The sequence below is a fragment of the Brevundimonas sp. genome (assembly GCF_030704825.1).
In the GTDB taxonomy this organism is placed as follows: Bacteria; Pseudomonadota; Alphaproteobacteria; order Caulobacterales; family Caulobacteraceae; genus Brevundimonas.
Genome location: NZ_JAUYNX010000024.1, coordinates 23,739 through 37,784, shown reverse-complemented (window position 1 = coordinate 37,784; position 14,046 = coordinate 23,739). Strand labels below are relative to the sequence as shown.

General features: G+C 69.9%; 17 protein-coding genes. 10 read left to right on the top strand and 7 right to left on the bottom strand.

The features are described from left to right. Positions 1-55 precede the first annotated feature (55 nt). Both Q8Q71_RS12965 and Q8Q71_RS12960 read left to right on the top strand, forming a co-directional pair. Positions 56-568 (top strand): CinA family protein, encoded by a 513-nt coding sequence (locus Q8Q71_RS12965; RefSeq protein ID WP_305760017.1) that lies wholly within the window; start codon positions 56-58, stop codon positions 566-568. A 37-nt stretch (positions 569-605) separates the two neighbouring features. Next, complete coding sequence (locus tag Q8Q71_RS12960; RefSeq protein ID WP_305760016.1) at positions 606-3,452, top strand: hypothetical protein; 2,847 nt, start codon at positions 606-608, stop codon at positions 3,450-3,452. A gap of 26 nt (positions 3,453-3,478) precedes the next feature. Here Q8Q71_RS12960 and Q8Q71_RS12955 read toward each other — a convergent pair whose 3' ends face one another. From Q8Q71_RS12955 to Q8Q71_RS12945, 3 genes are all read right to left on the bottom strand, one after another. Beyond that, positions 3,479-3,757 (bottom strand): HU family DNA-binding protein, encoded by a 279-nt coding sequence (locus Q8Q71_RS12955; RefSeq protein ID WP_292029467.1) that lies wholly within the window; start codon positions 3,755-3,757, stop codon positions 3,479-3,481. Positions 3,758-3,875: 118 nt separating this feature from the next. After that, positions 3,876-4,640, bottom strand: coding sequence for a flagellar type III secretion system pore protein FliP (gene fliP / locus Q8Q71_RS12950; protein WP_305760116.1), 765 nt, complete (start codon positions 4,638-4,640; stop codon positions 3,876-3,878). 53 nt (positions 4,641-4,693) lie between these two features. Beyond that, positions 4,694-4,969, bottom strand: coding sequence for a flagellar biosynthetic protein FliO (locus tag Q8Q71_RS12945; RefSeq protein WP_305760015.1), 276 nt, complete (start codon positions 4,967-4,969; stop codon positions 4,694-4,696). A 115-nt stretch (positions 4,970-5,084) separates the two neighbouring features. Between Q8Q71_RS12945 and flgB the strand changes: the two genes are divergently transcribed. Genes flgB through Q8Q71_RS12930 form a run of 3 tightly spaced genes read left to right on the top strand, consistent with a single transcriptional unit; the run spans position 5,085 to position 6,236 of the window. Then, complete coding sequence (gene flgB / locus Q8Q71_RS12940; protein ID WP_305760014.1) at positions 5,085-5,492, top strand: flagellar basal body rod protein FlgB; 408 nt, start codon at positions 5,085-5,087, stop codon at positions 5,490-5,492. A 14-nt stretch (positions 5,493-5,506) separates the two neighbouring features. Further along, positions 5,507-5,926, top strand: coding sequence for a flagellar basal body rod protein FlgC (gene flgC, locus Q8Q71_RS12935; RefSeq protein WP_305760013.1), 420 nt, complete (start codon positions 5,507-5,509; stop codon positions 5,924-5,926). Positions 5,927-5,936: 10 nt separating this feature from the next. Then, entirely contained in the window at positions 5,937-6,236 is a 300-nt protein-coding gene (locus tag Q8Q71_RS12930) for a flagellar hook-basal body complex protein FliE (RefSeq protein ID WP_305760012.1), read from the top strand. An 11-nt stretch (positions 6,237-6,247) separates the two neighbouring features. On the opposite strand, the gene Q8Q71_RS12925 is transcribed toward Q8Q71_RS12930, so the two are convergent. Continuing rightward, positions 6,248-7,102, bottom strand: coding sequence for a 2OG-Fe(II) oxygenase (locus Q8Q71_RS12925; protein WP_305760011.1), 855 nt, complete (start codon positions 7,100-7,102; stop codon positions 6,248-6,250). Positions 7,103-7,186: 84 nt separating this feature from the next. On the opposite strand from Q8Q71_RS12925, the gene Q8Q71_RS12920 reads away from it, so the two are divergent. Next, a complete protein-coding gene (locus tag Q8Q71_RS12920; protein ID WP_305760010.1) occupies positions 7,187-7,570 on the top strand; it encodes a VOC family protein in 384 nt (127 codons plus the stop codon). Positions 7,571-7,573: 3 nt separating this feature from the next. On the opposite strand, the gene Q8Q71_RS12915 is transcribed toward Q8Q71_RS12920, so the two are convergent. From Q8Q71_RS12915 to folE, 3 genes are read right to left on the bottom strand one after another with little or no spacing between them, the layout of a single operon-like run. Further along, a complete protein-coding gene (locus Q8Q71_RS12915) occupies positions 7,574-8,725 on the bottom strand; it encodes an acyltransferase (RefSeq protein WP_305760009.1) in 1,152 nt (383 codons plus the stop codon). A 57-nt stretch (positions 8,726-8,782) separates the two neighbouring features. Further along, complete coding sequence (locus tag Q8Q71_RS12910) at positions 8,783-9,484, bottom strand: hypothetical protein (protein ID WP_305760008.1); 702 nt, start codon at positions 9,482-9,484, stop codon at positions 8,783-8,785. A gap of 36 nt (positions 9,485-9,520) precedes the next feature. Further along, the gene (gene folE, locus Q8Q71_RS12905) at positions 9,521-10,096 is read right to left on the bottom strand and encodes a GTP cyclohydrolase I FolE (protein WP_305760007.1); all 576 of its coding nucleotides are present in this window, start codon (positions 10,094-10,096) and stop codon (positions 9,521-9,523) included. Positions 10,097-10,206: 110 nt separating this feature from the next. Between folE and fliQ the strand changes: the two genes are divergently transcribed. The 4 genes from fliQ to fliF all read left to right on the top strand — a co-directional run bounded on the left by fliQ (position 10,207) and on the right by fliF (position 14,039). Then, the gene (gene fliQ / locus Q8Q71_RS12900; RefSeq protein WP_141627527.1) at positions 10,207-10,470 is read left to right on the top strand and encodes a flagellar biosynthesis protein FliQ; all 264 of its coding nucleotides are present in this window, start codon (positions 10,207-10,209) and stop codon (positions 10,468-10,470) included. Between the two features lie 8 nt (positions 10,471-10,478). Beyond that, on the top strand, positions 10,479-11,249 hold the full coding sequence (gene fliR / locus Q8Q71_RS12895; RefSeq protein WP_305760006.1) for a flagellar biosynthetic protein FliR: 771 nt from the start codon (positions 10,479-10,481) through the stop codon (positions 11,247-11,249). Beyond that, a complete protein-coding gene (gene flhB, locus Q8Q71_RS12890; RefSeq protein WP_305760005.1) occupies positions 11,242-12,318 on the top strand; it encodes a flagellar biosynthesis protein FlhB in 1,077 nt (358 codons plus the stop codon). Before fliR ends, flhB begins: the two co-directional genes overlap by 8 nt. Before the next feature lie 95 nt (positions 12,319-12,413). After that, a complete protein-coding gene (fliF, locus tag Q8Q71_RS12885) occupies positions 12,414-14,039 on the top strand; it encodes a flagellar basal-body MS-ring/collar protein FliF (protein WP_305760004.1) in 1,626 nt (541 codons plus the stop codon). The last annotated feature ends 7 nt before the right edge of the window (positions 14,040-14,046 follow it).

Below are 14,046 nucleotides of genomic sequence, written 5' to 3'. Positions count from 1 at the left end.
GATGTCGCGGGAACGGGCGGGACAGCGTGACCGTTGCGCTGCCACAGGAGCCCGTATGACCGAAACCCTCAGCCCCGCCCTGCCGAACGACATCGAGGCCCTGATCGAGGCCGTGCTGAAGGGCGCGGAGAGCCGCGACGTCACCCTGGCCACGGCCGAAAGCTGCACCGGCGGCCTGATCGCCTCGGTCCTGACCGACGTGGAAGGCCGGTCGCATGTCTTCGAGCGCGGCTATGTCGTCTATACGGACGACGCCAAGGCCGACGAACTGGCCGTGCCGCCCCGGCTGATCGCACGGAACGGTGCGGTTTCGGAGCCGGTCGCGCGGGCCATGGCCGAGGGCGCGCTGAGGGCATCGGGAGCTGGCGCGGCGGTGGCGGTCACCGGCTTCGCGGGGCAGGCGGGTCCGGATGACGAGCCCGGTCTGGTCCATTTCGCCGTCGCGGCCTCGGGCGCGCCGACCGTCCACGAGGAGCACCATTTCGGCGACATCGGCCGGGGGCCCTGCCGCCTCGAATGCCTGCGTGTGGCGTTGCGGATGCTGGAGGCGGCGGTCATCAACCGTTAACCGCGTTGAAAGGCCGGTCGCGCGAGGGTGCGCGCGTATGTCCGGGGCCTCCTCCAGCAAGCGCGTTCTCAGAACCACCGTGGCCGCCGCCGCGGCGGGCGCGGTTCTGTTCGCGCCCCTGGCCCCGCTGGCCCAGGAGGCCGCCGCCCCGCTGGATCCGGTCTCGATCCGCATCGGGGCCAATGCGGAATTCACCCGTATCGAATTCGCCGGCGTGGTCGGGGCCCGGTCGCGGGTTCGGCGCGAGGGTCGTGACGTCGTCGTCCGCATCGGTTCGACCGCCGCGCCGGACATCTCGCGGCTCAGGGTCGATCCGCCCCGGGGCGTGGAAGCGGTCGAGACCCGCGCGGTCCAGGGCGCCACCGAACTGGTGCTGACCCTCGCCGAGGGCGCCGACGTCCGCAGCGGCTCGGCCGACGGCGCGGTGTGGCTCAACCTCTATCCGACGGCCCCGGCGGCGGCGCCCGCCGCCGCGCCGGCCGTCCAGACCGTCGCGGTCTCCGCGAGGGCCACGCCCGCCAAGGTCAGCCTGTCCTTCGCCTGGCCGACGCCGGTCGGCGCCGCCGTCTTCCGGCGCGGCGAGGCCGTCTGGGTCGTGTTCGACACGCCCGCCCGCCTCGACATGCCCGGCGACGGACAACTCGGTCCGGCCTCCGACGCCCGCTGGACCGCCGGCGCCGATCATGTCGCCGTGCGGATCGCCGCGCCCGAGGGGCTGGCGGTTTCGGCCGTCGCCAGCGGCTCGACCTGGACCGTCGTCATCGGCGGCCAGCCGGTGGCCGTCGAGAGCGTCGCCGTCGACCGCGAGGACGGCGGCGAGCCCGCCCTGGTCGCCCGCATGGCCGGCGCGACCCGGGCCGTCTGGCTGACCGACCCTCTCGCCGGCGACCGCTTCGCCGCCGTCACCGCCCTGGCGCCTGGCAAGGGGTTCGCCGACCGCCGCCGCACCGTCGACCTCGCCCTGCTGCCGACCGCCCAGGGACTGGCCGTGGAAACCCTCGCCAGCGATCTCGCCATCCGGGCCGAGGGGGATCTGGTCACCGTCAGCCGGCCCGGCGGCCTGACCCTGTCCTCGCCCTCCGCCGCGCTGGATGCGGCGTCGGTCGACGACGGCGCGCCCCGCCGCGCCAAATATCCGGCCCTGATCGTGGCGGAATGGGCCGAGACGGGCCATGCGGGCTTCTCCGCCCGCTATCGCCAGCTTCAGGACGCCGCGGCCCAGGAAGCCATGGCCGCCGGCGACGATCCCCGGGCGCCGGCCGAGGCGCGCTTCGCCCTGGCCCGTTTTCTGGTTGGCTCCGGTCTCGGCTACGAAGCCGTCGGGATTCTGAACAGCATCGTCGCCCGGGCCCCCAACATGGCCGGCGAACCGGAGCTGCGCGGTCTGCGCGGCGCCGCCCGCGCCTCCATCGGCCGCATGGAAGAGGCCCAGGGCGATTTCGCCTCGGCGGCCGTCGCCTCCGATCCCGCCTCCGCGCTCTGGCGCGGCTATATCGCCTCGAACCAGGGCGACTGGGTCGCCGCCCGCCGCGCCTTCGCCTCCGGCGCCCCGGCGATCGACGACTTTCCGACCGCCTGGCGGGCCCGGTTCGGGGCCGCCCACGCCATGGCCGCGATTGAGACGGGCGAGCTCGACTCCGCCCGCGCCCTGCTGGCCTACAGCTTCAGCCAGGACGCCCCGGCGGCCGATCAACTGGCCGCCCGCCTGGTCCAGGCGCGGCTGTTCGAGCTGGACGGTCAGTCGGACCGCGCCCTGGCGATCTACACGGCCGTCGGCCGCGCGCCCCTGGACGCCGTCTCGGTGCCCGGCAAGCTCGGCGTCGTCCGCCTGTCGCTGGCCAAGGGCGCGATGAAGGCCGACGCGGCGGCGGCGGCGCTGGAAGCCCTGCGCTGGCGCTGGCGCGGCGACGCCACCGAACTGGCCGTGATCCGCCAGCTGGGCCAGCTGTATCTGTCGCAGGGACTGTACCGCGAGGCCCTGACCGCGCTGAAGGGCGCCGGTCCCGGCCTGAACCGCCTGGAGGGCGCCGCCGACATCCAGGCCGACCTGGGCAGCGCCTTCCGGATGCTGTTCCTCGAGGGCGGCGCCGACGGCCTGCAGCCGGTGCAGGCGCTGGGCCTGTTCTACGACTTCCGCGAACTGACCCCGATCGGCGCCGACGGCGACGAGATGGTGCGCCGCCTGGCGCGCCGCCTGGTCGACGTCGACCTGCTGGACCAGGCCGCCGAACTGCTGAAATACCAGGTCGACAACCGGCTGGAAGGCGTGGCCAAGGCGCAGGTCGCGACCGATCTGGCCGCCGTCTATCTGATGGACCGCCAGCCCGAGCCTGCGCTGCAGGCGATCTGGGGGTCGCGGACCACCATCCTGCCGGCCGCCCTGAACACCGAGCGCCGGTCCCTGGAGGCCCGCGCCCTGATGGAGCTGGGTCGCTTCGACCACGCTCTGGAGGTGCTCGGCGCCGACGTCTCGCCCGAGGCTCGCGAGGTCCGCGCCGAAGTGTTCTGGAAGCAGCGGAACTGGCTGCCGGCGGCCGGCCTCTACGAGGGGCTGCTGGGCGATCGCTTCGGAAATCCGGCCGCCCTGACGGCGGCCGAGGAGGCCCGGCTGATCCGCGCCGGCGTCGGCTATTCCCTGGGCGGCGACAGCGCCGCCCTGACCCGCCTTTCGCGCAACTACCGGCCGTTCGTGGCCGGGGCGCGGGCGAAGACGGCCCTGTCGATCGCCCTGGACGACGGCGTCCGCGGCGGCGCCGCTCCGGGCGACTTCGCCGGCCTCGCCGCCTCGGCCGACACCTTCGCCGGCTGGGTCGCGGCGATGAAGACCGAACTCAGGACGAAAACGGGCGGGAACCGACCCGCGGCGCCCGCCCGTCCTGCGTAGGCGATCCCCCTGGAAGGGGGAGGACCTTACTTGTTCACCGCATCCTTGAGCGGCTTCGACACGCGGAAGCGCACGGCCTTGGAGGCGGCGATCTTGATGGTCGCGCCGGTGGCCGGGTTGCGGCCTTCGCGGGCGGCGCGGGCGGCGGTGTCGAACACGCCCAGGTTCGAGATGCGCACGTCGCCGCCGCCGGTCAGCGACTTGTGGATGTTCTTGACGAGGGCGTCGAGCATGCGGCCGGCGTCGGCCTGGCTGACACCGGCGTCCTTGGCGACGGCGGCGATGAGTTCTGCTTGGGTGGTCATGTGGGTCGTTTCCCGATGTGAGCTCGTCCCGATTCAGGGACGATGACGGACGGATTGACGCCGCTTTTTCTTCCCTTGGCAAGCGACTTCGCCGCTGTAAGGCCCACGGGCTGGGGATTTACCCGGTCCCGGACGCTCTCTGGAAGCTCTCGACCAGGCTTCCGGCGACCAGTCTCCAGCCGTCCACGAGCACGAAAAAGATGAGCTTGAACGGCAGGGAAATCACCACCGGAGGCAACATCATCATGCCCATGGACATGAGCACGCTGGCGACTACCAGATCGATCACAAGGAACGGAACGAAAAGGAGAAATCCGATCTCGAAGGCCCGCTTCAGCTCGCTGATCATGAAGGCCGGGGTCACCACCCGCAGGGGCAGGTCGGCGGCCGCCGTCGGGGCGTCGAGATTGGACAGGCGAACGAACAGGGCCAGGTCGTCCCGGTCCACCTGGCCCAGCATGAAAGTCTTCACAGGTTCCGACGCCGCATCGAAGGCCTGGGGCAGCTCCATCTGCTGGTCCAGCAGGGGGCGGATGCCCGAATCATAGGCGTCCTGCCAGGTCGGGGCCATCACGATGGCGCTCAGGAACAGGGCCAGGGACACCAGCACCGCGTTCGGCGGCGACTGCTGCATGCCCAGGGCGGTCCGCAGCAGCGACAGCACCACGACGATGCGCACGAAGCTGGTGGTCATGATGACGATCGACGGGGCCAGCGACAGCACGGTCATCAGCCCGACCAGCTGAACGACCCGTTCGGTCAGGCCCGATCCGGTGCCGAGATCGACATTGATCGCCGCTCCCGGCCCACCCGTCGCCACGTCCTGGGCCAGGGCCGCCAGCGGCCACAACAGGCAAAGGGCGGTAGCGATCAGCGAAAGCATCGCCGCGTGCTTCAACTCGGCCCTGGTGGGCAGGGCGAATACGCCCTTCAGCGTCACTGGCCCGCCTCCGGCCCGCGCGGTTCGATCAGTTCGCGGCCCTCGCCCAGAATCAGCAGCCGCTCCTCGTCGTCGATCCTGACCAGCACCAGCCGCCGCGCGGGGTCCAGCACCAGGGTCTCGACCACCTGCATCCGCCGCGCCCCGCGCTCGGCGCTGAGCCGGGCCAGCAGTTGCGGCGCATAGCGGCGCGCCGCCCAGGCGGCCAGGCCGATGATGCCGAGGGTGAAGGCCAGGGCGAACAGGGCCCGCAGCAGGTCGAGAAAATTCATGCGTCAGACTTCGCCCGTCATGGTTAACGCCGCGTTGAGATAACTCCCCGTTAACCATGCAGGCGGCAGTTTCTGCCCATCTCATGAAGGGCGATCCGCGCCCGAGGAGTCGCCCGTGGGCTTCGCCGACCTGCCGCTGCTCAGCCAGATCAAGGGCCGCCTGTCCTGGCTGGACGAGCGCCAGCGCGTCATCGCCCAGAACGTCGCCAACGCCGATACGCCCGGCTACGTGGGCCGGGACCTGAACCAGCCAGCCGATTTCGCCGCCGCCCTGCGCGAGGGTGGGGGCGGGGTGCGGATGGTTCGGACCAGCGCCCTGCATATCGCTCCGGCCGGCCCGGTCGCCCGTTTCGAGACGCAGACGGCCCCTGATTCGGAGACCACCCTCGACGGCAATTCCGTCGTGGTCGAGGAACAGATGCTGAAGATGGCCGAGAGCCGCATGGCCTACGACGCCGCCATCGGCTTCTACCAGAAGTCCATGCAGATGCTGCGCATGGCCGCCCGCCCGCCCGGCCGCTGACAGAGGGATAGCCGATGCCCGACCCGATCCCGCCCCGCAACTCGGCCATGGCCGTCGCCGCCAGCGCGCTCAAGGCCCAGCAGTCGCGCATGCGCGTCATCGCCGAGAACATCGCCAACGCGGAATCGACCTCGCCCGTCGCCGGCGGCCAGCCGTACCGCCGCCAGATTCCGGTCTTCCAGGCGCGCGAGATCGACGGGGCCACCGGCGTCGCCCTGGCCGAGGTCAGGACCGACGCCGGCGAGTTCCGCTCCGAGTACGACCCGGCCCATCCGGCCGCCAACGCCGAGGGCTATGTGCTGCGCCCCAACGTCGACACCCTGATCGAGGCCATGGACATGCGCGAGGCCCAGCGCGCCTACGAGGCCAACCTCAACGTCATTGAGACGGCGCGTTCGATGGACGCCCGCACCCTCGATCTGCTGAAGAAATAGGGACTGAGCCATGAACCCCCTGATGGCGGCCAAGGCCTATGCGGCGATCCAGGACGGCGCCCTGCCGACGGGGGGCGCGGCCGGCGCCGGTCCGTCCGGCTTCGCCGACATGCTGACCAGCGTGATGGGCGACATGACCGCGACCTCGCGCGCCGCCGAGACCCAGATGGCTTCGGCCGTCCAGGGCCAGGGCAGTCTGATCGACGTGGTCACCGCCGTCTCCTCGGCCGAGGCCTCGCTGGAAACCGTGATGGCCGTGCGCGACCAGGTCATCTCCGCCTATCAGGAGATCATGCGGATGCCGATCTGACCCCGTCCGGGTCAGAAGGTCCGCGCGCGTCCGCGCAGCCACTGCGACAGCACCCATTTCTCGCCCCGGGTCGGCGGCAGACCGGCATGGCGGGTGCGCCGGTCGACCCCGCCGTCCGGCAGGGTGTTGGCCCATAGCAGGGCGTCCCCCTTGCGGCCCCGATGGCGCAGGCCCCCGGCTTCGAACGCCGTCTCCCCGCCCTCGAAATCGTCATTGAGAAAAACCAGGCAGGTGGCGATCCGCTGCCCCCCCGCGCGAAGGTCGGCGGCATAGGCCGGGTTGGCCGGGTCCAGCCAGTCGACGTGCCAGTCGAAGGTCTGGCCGACCGCGTAATGCAGCACCTGGCTCCATTCCAGCCCGGGAACCGGCAGCCCCGCCGCCCGCGCGATCCTTTCGCGCACCACGGCCAGGACCACGTCCATCCGCTCCAGTTCGAACCGGGCCGCGGCATTGGTCCGCACGCTTTCGCGCCGGCCCTCGCCCGTGTCCGGATCATAGACCAACGCCGGCTCGGCCACGGCTTCGGCCCGCGCCTTCAGCCAATCGCAGACCGCCGCCGGCAGGAAGCCGTCGATGGCGAAGATGGCCGGCTCCTGGCTCAGCGCGCTGGGCGCTGGCGAGGCCAGCCATGCGGCGATATCGACGCCGGACGGCGTGTTGGACAGCAGATCCAGCTCCAGGCCCGCCGTCGCGTGGCCGGACCGGGCGGCCTGCGCCAGTCGCTCCAGCGCGAGGCTCCAGTCCTGCGGCGTACCCAGTCCCATGGCCGACAACACCGCCAGCCGGTGCAGGGCGTCGCCATCGCCGCGCCGCGCGGCCTCGCTCAATGCGATCGGATCGACGGGGGCGGGGGTGGTGGTGGTCACCCCGCCGTTCTAGGCCGCGAAGGCCCCGACGGGAACCCGACCCCGGAGCGGGACGCTCGGCATCCATCACCCCGGAGCACCATCATGCTGAAGGACCGCAATTCTTCCGCCATCGTCGCCGTGAGCGACATCGATCGCGCCCGCGTCTTCTACGAGGAAGTGCTGGGCCTGACCCTCGTGCCGGGCCAGGACGAGAAGGAGGTGCTGGGCTTCCGCACCGGCGACACCCGTCTGACCGTCTACCGTTCCGACTTCGCCGGAACCAACAAGGCCAACGCCGTCACCTGGGAGATGAAAGGCGATCTCGTCGAGACCGTGAAGGCCCTGAAGGGCAGGGGCGTGACGTTCGAGCACTACCCCGACATGGGCCTGACCCTGAACGGCGATATCCACGAGGCCGGACCGGCCAGACTGGTCTGGTTCAAGGATCCGGACGGCAACATCCTTCACCTGGTCGAGGGGATGTAGGGCTCAGCCCTCCAGCGAGACCACCGGCTGGGTCGCGACCCTCGGACGCGACCGCGACTGACCCTTGAGCCAGGCGCGAATGCGGTCCTGGATCGGCGTGTCGACGATCTGGTGGAACAGGAAGGCGAAGACGAAGGCCGCCATCACCCCGGCGCCCCACAGGACCCACTGCGCCGCGACCGGCAGGGCGAATTTGGCGATGGCGACATTGGCCACGCCGAACCAGGCGATGCGCACCACCTCATTGGTGATGAACATCGAGAACGAGACCTGCGCCGCCTTCTCCACCCATTTCGACGGCCGCGGGGTAGGGATGGCGCCGGCCGCGAGAATGATGACCGAGATGCAGGCCAGCGAGACCAGGGCGTGTTTGTCGAAATACTGGACGAAAGCCAGCATCAGGGCCGCGGCGATCCCGGACCAGCCCGCCAGCTTCGGCGCGATCCAGACCTTCTGCGCGAACCAGGCCAGGGTCATGCCCAGGAAGAACAGCGGCAGGGCCCGGATGAAGCCGAAGCCCATCGGCATCTGGTAGACCGGATAACCCAGCAGGCTCCAGGTCAACTGGTTGACGATCAGATACAGGCCGACGCCCAGCGCCAGAACGCTCCACGGCCCCATCCGGACGAGCGCCTTCAGAATCCACGGAAAGGCGAGATAGCAGCCGATCAGGGCCGAGATCGACCAGCTCGGCGCGTTCCAGCCGTAGCCGCCTGGAATCCCGAACGCCTGCACCAGTCCCAGCTGGGCCGGCAGCTGGTCCCAGGCGAACCACTCCGGCGCCCGGGGGCCCACGCCGATGGCCGTTCCCCCGACGACGAGGGCGACCAGGCTCAGCCCCATGATGATGTGCGCCGGCCAGACCCGCAGGAACCGCTTGGCGAAGAAGTCGCCGGCCGACATCCGGCCTCCGGCGATGGACGCGCCATAGACGCGCATCAACACATAGCCGCTGTCGATCAGGAAGAAGTTGGTCAGCAGGAATCCGCCGCGCTCGAACACCGGATGCAGTCCATCGGCCAGCGGAACGGGCCCCGCGCCCTGGAAGTGATGCAGGATGATCAGGGCGGCCACAATGAAACGCAGGGCGTCCAGCCACCCGCCGCGCACGATGGGCGGTGTCTCGTTTCGGGTCGAAATCGCGGTCCAGGCCATGGAAAACACCTCTTCTGAGGCGAATTCCGCAAGGACCGGGCCGCTGTGGCGGGGTGATCAGGCCCGGCCGCAAACGTAGATGGTGCAGGTCGACAGGCCGCCGGTCAGCGGATTGTCGAATGCGACCACCTCGGCGTCGACCCGCTCGAAGACGGCCTCGAGCAGGGCGGTGAAGGCCGCGTCCGGTCCCTCGTCCGACCACATGGCGAAGACCCCGTCGTCGGCCATGCCGGCCCGCAGCCGCCGCAACCCCGCCTCGGCGTAGAAGCGCGCGTGATCCGGATGAAGCAGGTTGCGGGGCGAGTGATCGATGTCGAGCAGGACGACGTCGTAGCGGTCCGCCGGCGCGCGCGGCGCGTCGAACCAGCCGAAAAAATCGCCCTGTCGGAGATGGCAGCGCGGCTCATGGCCGAGACTTTCGCCGAGCGGGACAAGGCCGGCCTCATGCCACTCGATCACCGGCGCGAGGGCGTCGACGACTTCCACGGACGTCACCCGGTCGTCGGCGAGGGCGGCCCGGGCGGTGTAGCCCAGCCCCAGCCCGCCCACCAGGACCCGCAGCGGCCCATCCTTCGCCGCCGCGAGGCCGCGGACGGCCAGTTCGGTCTCGCCCACCGTGAACAGGCTGGACATCAGGTGCTCGTCGCCGAGGATGACCTCGACCACGTCGGCGTCGATGGCCGCGACCCAGCGCCGCCGCAGGACCAGCGGTCCCATGGCGGTTTCGCGATAATCCAGTTCCTCGATCAACCGGCCCACGTCAGGCCCCTTCCGAACCGGCCGCAAGCGGGCGCGTCACCCCCGCACCAGCCGCAGGAATTCTTCCCGCGTGCGCGCATCGTCCCGCACCACGCCCAGCAGGGCGCTGGTGGTCAGGCTGGCGCCCGGAGCGTCGACGCCCCGCATCGTCATACAGCTGTGCTCGGCCTCGATGACCACGCCGACGCCCTGGGGGCGGAGGACTTCCTCAATGGCGGTCGCGATCTCGGAGGTCATCTTCTCCTGGATCTGGAGCCGGCGGGCGTAGCCGCGCACAACCCGGGCCAGCTTGGAGATGCCCACCACCCGGTCGGTCGGCAGATAGCCGACATGGGCCACGCCGACGACCGGCAGCATGTGGTGTTCGCAGAAGCTGACGAAGCGGATGTCCTTGAGCACCACCAGCTGGTTGTAGCCGCCGACCTCCTCGAAGGTCCGCTCCAGATAGGCGCGCGGCTCGACCTCATAGCCGGCGAACAGCTCGCGATAGCTGCGCGCCACCCGCGCCGGGGTGTCGAGCAGGCCTTCCCGGTCGGGATCGTCCCCCGCCCATTCGATCAGGGTGCGCACGGCGGCTTCGGCGTCGGACTGGGAGACGGGGGGCTTGGTCATGCTTCGCTTTACGCCGGGCGGGGCGGTTCGATCCAGCCGGTGCGTCATCCTAACCCCTCGTTAACCACGCTCCCGGCATTTTCTGCCCGGTATCCCGGAGTATGATTTCGATGAACGGCGCGGAAGTTCTGGATGTGGGGCGCGACGCCCTGTGGCTGACGATCCAGCTGTGCGCCCCGATCCTGCTGGTCGGCCTGGTGGTCGGCGTGGTCATCGGCCTGGTCCAGGCCCTGACCCAGATCCAGGAACAGACCCTGATCTACGCGCCCAAGATCATCGCCATCTTCGTCAGCCTGCTGCTGTTCCTGCCGCTGATGGGCGCTCTGCTGGGCGGCTTCATGCGGACCATCGCCGCTCGCATCGCCGGCATGTGACCTGACGGGTGGAGCCTTACGCCACATCGGACCAGGTCTGGCAGGGGGCTCTGATCTTCGCGCGGATCGGCGCCGTGCTGATGATGATCCCGGGAATCGGCGAGAGCTATGTGCCGCCGCGCATCCGCCTGTCCCTGGCCCTTGTCGTCAGTCTGGCCCTGTGGCCGGTGATCGCCGGGGCCTTGCCCGCCCTGCCGGAAACCGTCGGCGGCATGGCCGGCTGGATCATTCGCGAGGTCATCGTCGGCCTGATGATCGGCGCCCTGCTGCGCTCCTTCACCACCGCCCTGGCGACGGCGGGCGAGATCGTCGCCCTGCAGACCACCCTCGCCTTCGCCCAGACCGCCAACCCCATGCAGGCCCAGCCGGGTTCGACCATCGCCGCCTTCCTGATGTTGCTGGGCACGACCCTGGTCTTCGCCACCAACACCCATCACCTGTTCATCGCCGGCCTGGTCGGTTCGTACGAGCTGATCGCCCCGGTCCGTCCGCTGGTGACCGGCGACTTCGCCGAACTGGCCATCCGGACCTTGGGGGATGCCTTCATGCTGGGAGTCCAGCTGTCCGCGCCGCTGCTGGTCTTCGCCCTGATCTTCAACCTCGCCTCGGGCCTGGTCGGCCGGGTCATGCCGTCGTTCCAGGTCTTCTTCGCCGCCGCCCCGCTCAGCATCCTGCTGGGCCTGTCGGTCTTCGCCCTCAGCCTCGGCGTGCTGGGCACGGTCTTCATCGACCGCTACCGCGCCCTGGCCAATGTCTTCGTCGGAGGCGCCGGTGGCTGAAGGCCCCGATCCCGAGTCGAAGACAGAAGAGGCGACACCCCGAAAACTCGCGGACGCCCGCAAGAAGGGTGACGTCGCCAAGTCGCCTGACGTCGCCGCGGCCCTGTCCCTGACCGGCGCGGCCGCCGTGGTGCTGATGTCCGGCGGCTGGTTCGCCACCTCCATGGCCGAGCAACTCCTGCCCTTCATCGCCGCGCCCCACACCATGCTGGGCGGGCTGGAGACGGGGGCGGGGGTCGAGATCGGCGCCATGGCCCTGTGGGCCGTCGCCCCCTTCCTCGGCGTGGTCATGCTGGCCACCATCCTCGGCGGCGTCGGCGGCAACGTCGCCCAGTCGGGCCTGATCTTCACCGCCGAGAAGCTGAAGCCCGACTGGTCCAAGGTCAGTCCGATGAAGGGCTTCCAGCGCATCTTCGGCCCCGACGGGCTGGTCCAGTTCCTCAAGACCTTCCTCAAGCTGCTGGCCGTCGGCCTGATCTGCTGGCTGGTGCTCAAGCCGCATCTGCGCGAGCTGGAGAACATGGCGGCCATGCCGCCGGCCCTGATCCTGCCGTTGGCGCGGGACCTGGCCATCGCCCTGATGACTTCGACCATCGTCTTCCTGGGCTTCACGGCCGGGGCCGACTTCCTCTGGCAGAAATTCCGCTTCGCCGAGCGGATGAAGATGTCCAAGGAGGAACTGAAGGAGGACTATAAACAGTCCGAGGGCGACCCGCACGTCAAGGCGAAGCTGAAGCAGATCCGGGCCCAGCGCAGCCGCCAGCGGATGATGCAGAACGTTCCGAAAGCCACGGTCATTGTCGTCAACCCGACCCACTATTCCGTGGCCCTGCGCTACGAGCCCGGCGAGGGCGATCCGGCCCCCATCTGCGTCGCCAAGGGCGTCGACGCCCTGGCCCTGCGCATCCGCGAGGTGGCGCGCGAGCACAATGTGCCGATCGTCGAGAACGTGCCCCTGGCCCGCGCCCTCTACGCCGCGGTCGATATCGACGAGACCATCCCCCGCGAACATTTCGAGGCGGCCGCCAAGGTCATCGGCTTCGTGATGCAGAAGCGGAAGAAGCGTTGATCGTTCAAGGGTCTTAACCCGCCATTTACCATGCGCCCGGCATTTTCTGCCTGGCGGGCCTCCAGTGGTACCCGTGAGTAATCGGGGCGGGACGCGTGGGCGGCTTCACGGCGGCGTTGCAGAGATTCGGAATCGGTCGCCTGGCCATCCTGGTGGGGGTGGCCGTGGGCGTGGCCGCCGCCTTGACCATCGGCGTCAACATGGTCGGCCGGGCGCCGGACGCCCTGCTGTATTCCAACCTCGACCTGCGTGAAGCCTCCGAGGTCACGACCGCCCTGGACGGCGCCGGCATCAAATATTCCTCCAGGGGCGACGGCTCGACCATCTTCGTCAGCCGCGACGAGGTCGGCGAGGCGCGCATGCTGGTCGCCGGCAAGGGGCTCGTGACCTCGGGCAGCGTCGGCTACGAGATCTTCGACAACCAGTCGGTGCTGGGCCAGACGGAATTCCAGCAGAACCTCAACGAGAAGCGCGCTCTCGAGGGCGAGCTGGCCCGCACCATCCTGACCATGCGCGGCATCAATTCCGCCCGCGTCATGATCGCCCTGCCGCGCCGCGAACTGTTCCAGTCGGACGCCGCCGAGCCCACCGCCTCGGTGGTCGTCGGCGTCACCGGCGGTCAGCTGTCGTCAGCCCAGGTCCAGGCCATCCGCAACGTCATCGCCTCCTCGGTGCCCAATCTGAAGCCCGAGAAGGTCACCCTGACCGACACCTCCAACCGCACCCTGGCCGCCGGCTCCGACTCCGAGGGATTCAGCGCCGCCTCGGCCCAGGAGGCGCGCGACTCGACCGAGGCCCAGCTGCAGGCCCGCATCATGGACATCGTCGAGGGCGTCGTCGGCGTCGGCGGTGCCCGCGTCCAGGTCACCGCCGACATCGACCACAGCCGCTCCACCACCCAGGAGCAGCGGTACGATCCGGACGGGCAGGTGGTGCGCTCGACCTCGACCAATGGCACGGAAAGCGCCGACACCACCGGCGTCAACGACGGCGGCGCAACGGCCGCGAACAACATCCCCGGCGGCGAGGCTCCGGCCACGACCCCGCTGGGGTCGCGCGACACCGCCAACACCGAAACCACCAACTACGAGATCTCCAACACCACCACGACGACGGTGAAGGAAGCCGGCGAGATCAAGCGACTGGCCGTCTCGGTCGCGGTCGACGGCCGATGGACGCCGGCGGCCAATGGCGGCGCCCCGACCTACGCGGCCCGCACGCCGGCCGAGATTGAGCAGATCAAGGCCCTGGTCGCGGCCGCCGTCGGCATCGACGCCACGCGCGGCGACAAGATCGAGGTGCTGAACGTCCGCTTCAACCGCGACCTGGCGGTGGTCGGCGGCGAGGAGGCCGGCTCGTCGCTGTTCAACTTCACCAAGAACGACATCATGCGCGGCGTCGAGCTTCTGGTGCTGCTGGTCACCGGCCTGCTGCTGATCTTCTTTGTCCTGCGCCCGCTGCTCAAGTCGGCCACGGGCGGGGGCGCCGGCCAGCTGCAGCTGGCCGGCTCGAACGGCGCCCCGGTGACCTCGCTGCAGACCACCATCATGGGCGGCGCCATGCAGCAACTGCCCGGTCCGTCCGAGATGGATCAGCGGCTCGACATCGCCCGCATCGAGGGTCAGGTGAAGGCCTCCTCGGTCAAGAAGGTCGCGGACTTCGTCGAGAAGCACCCCGATGAATCGACCTCGATCCTGCGCAGCTGGGTGCACGAAGGCTGATGGCGGC

Bases quoted from the DNA above. Each gene is read 5' to 3' on its own strand.
- fliP (WP_305760116.1), bottom strand. From the start codon at position 4,640: ATGCTTTCGCTGATCGCTACCGCCCTTTGCCTGTTGTGGCCGCTGGCG.
- fliQ (WP_141627527.1), top strand. From the start codon at position 10,207: ATGAACGGCGCGGAAGTTCTGGATGTGGGGCGCGACGCCCTGTGGCTG.
- flgC (WP_305760013.1), top strand. From the start codon at position 5,507: ATGCCCGACCCGATCCCGCCCCGCAACTCGGCCATGGCCGTCGCCGCC.
- Q8Q71_RS12920 (WP_305760010.1), top strand. From the start codon at position 7,187: ATGCTGAAGGACCGCAATTCTTCCGCCATCGTCGCCGTGAGCGACATC.
- Q8Q71_RS12960 (WP_305760016.1), top strand. From the start codon at position 606: ATGTCCGGGGCCTCCTCCAGCAAGCGCGTTCTCAGAACCACCGTGGCC.
- Q8Q71_RS12945 (WP_305760015.1), bottom strand. From the start codon at position 4,969: ATGAATTTTCTCGACCTGCTGCGGGCCCTGTTCGCCCTGGCCTTCACC.
- Q8Q71_RS12955 (WP_292029467.1), bottom strand. From the start codon at position 3,757: ATGACCACCCAAGCAGAACTCATCGCCGCCGTCGCCAAGGACGCCGGT.
- Q8Q71_RS12930 (WP_305760012.1), top strand. From the start codon at position 5,937: ATGAACCCCCTGATGGCGGCCAAGGCCTATGCGGCGATCCAGGACGGC.
- folE (WP_305760007.1), bottom strand. From the start codon at position 10,096: ATGACCAAGCCCCCCGTCTCCCAGTCCGACGCCGAAGCCGCCGTGCGC.
- Q8Q71_RS12965 (WP_305760017.1), top strand. From the start codon at position 56: ATGACCGAAACCCTCAGCCCCGCCCTGCCGAACGACATCGAGGCCCTG.
- Q8Q71_RS12915 (WP_305760009.1), bottom strand. From the start codon at position 8,725: ATGGCCTGGACCGCGATTTCGACCCGAAACGAGACACCGCCCATCGTG.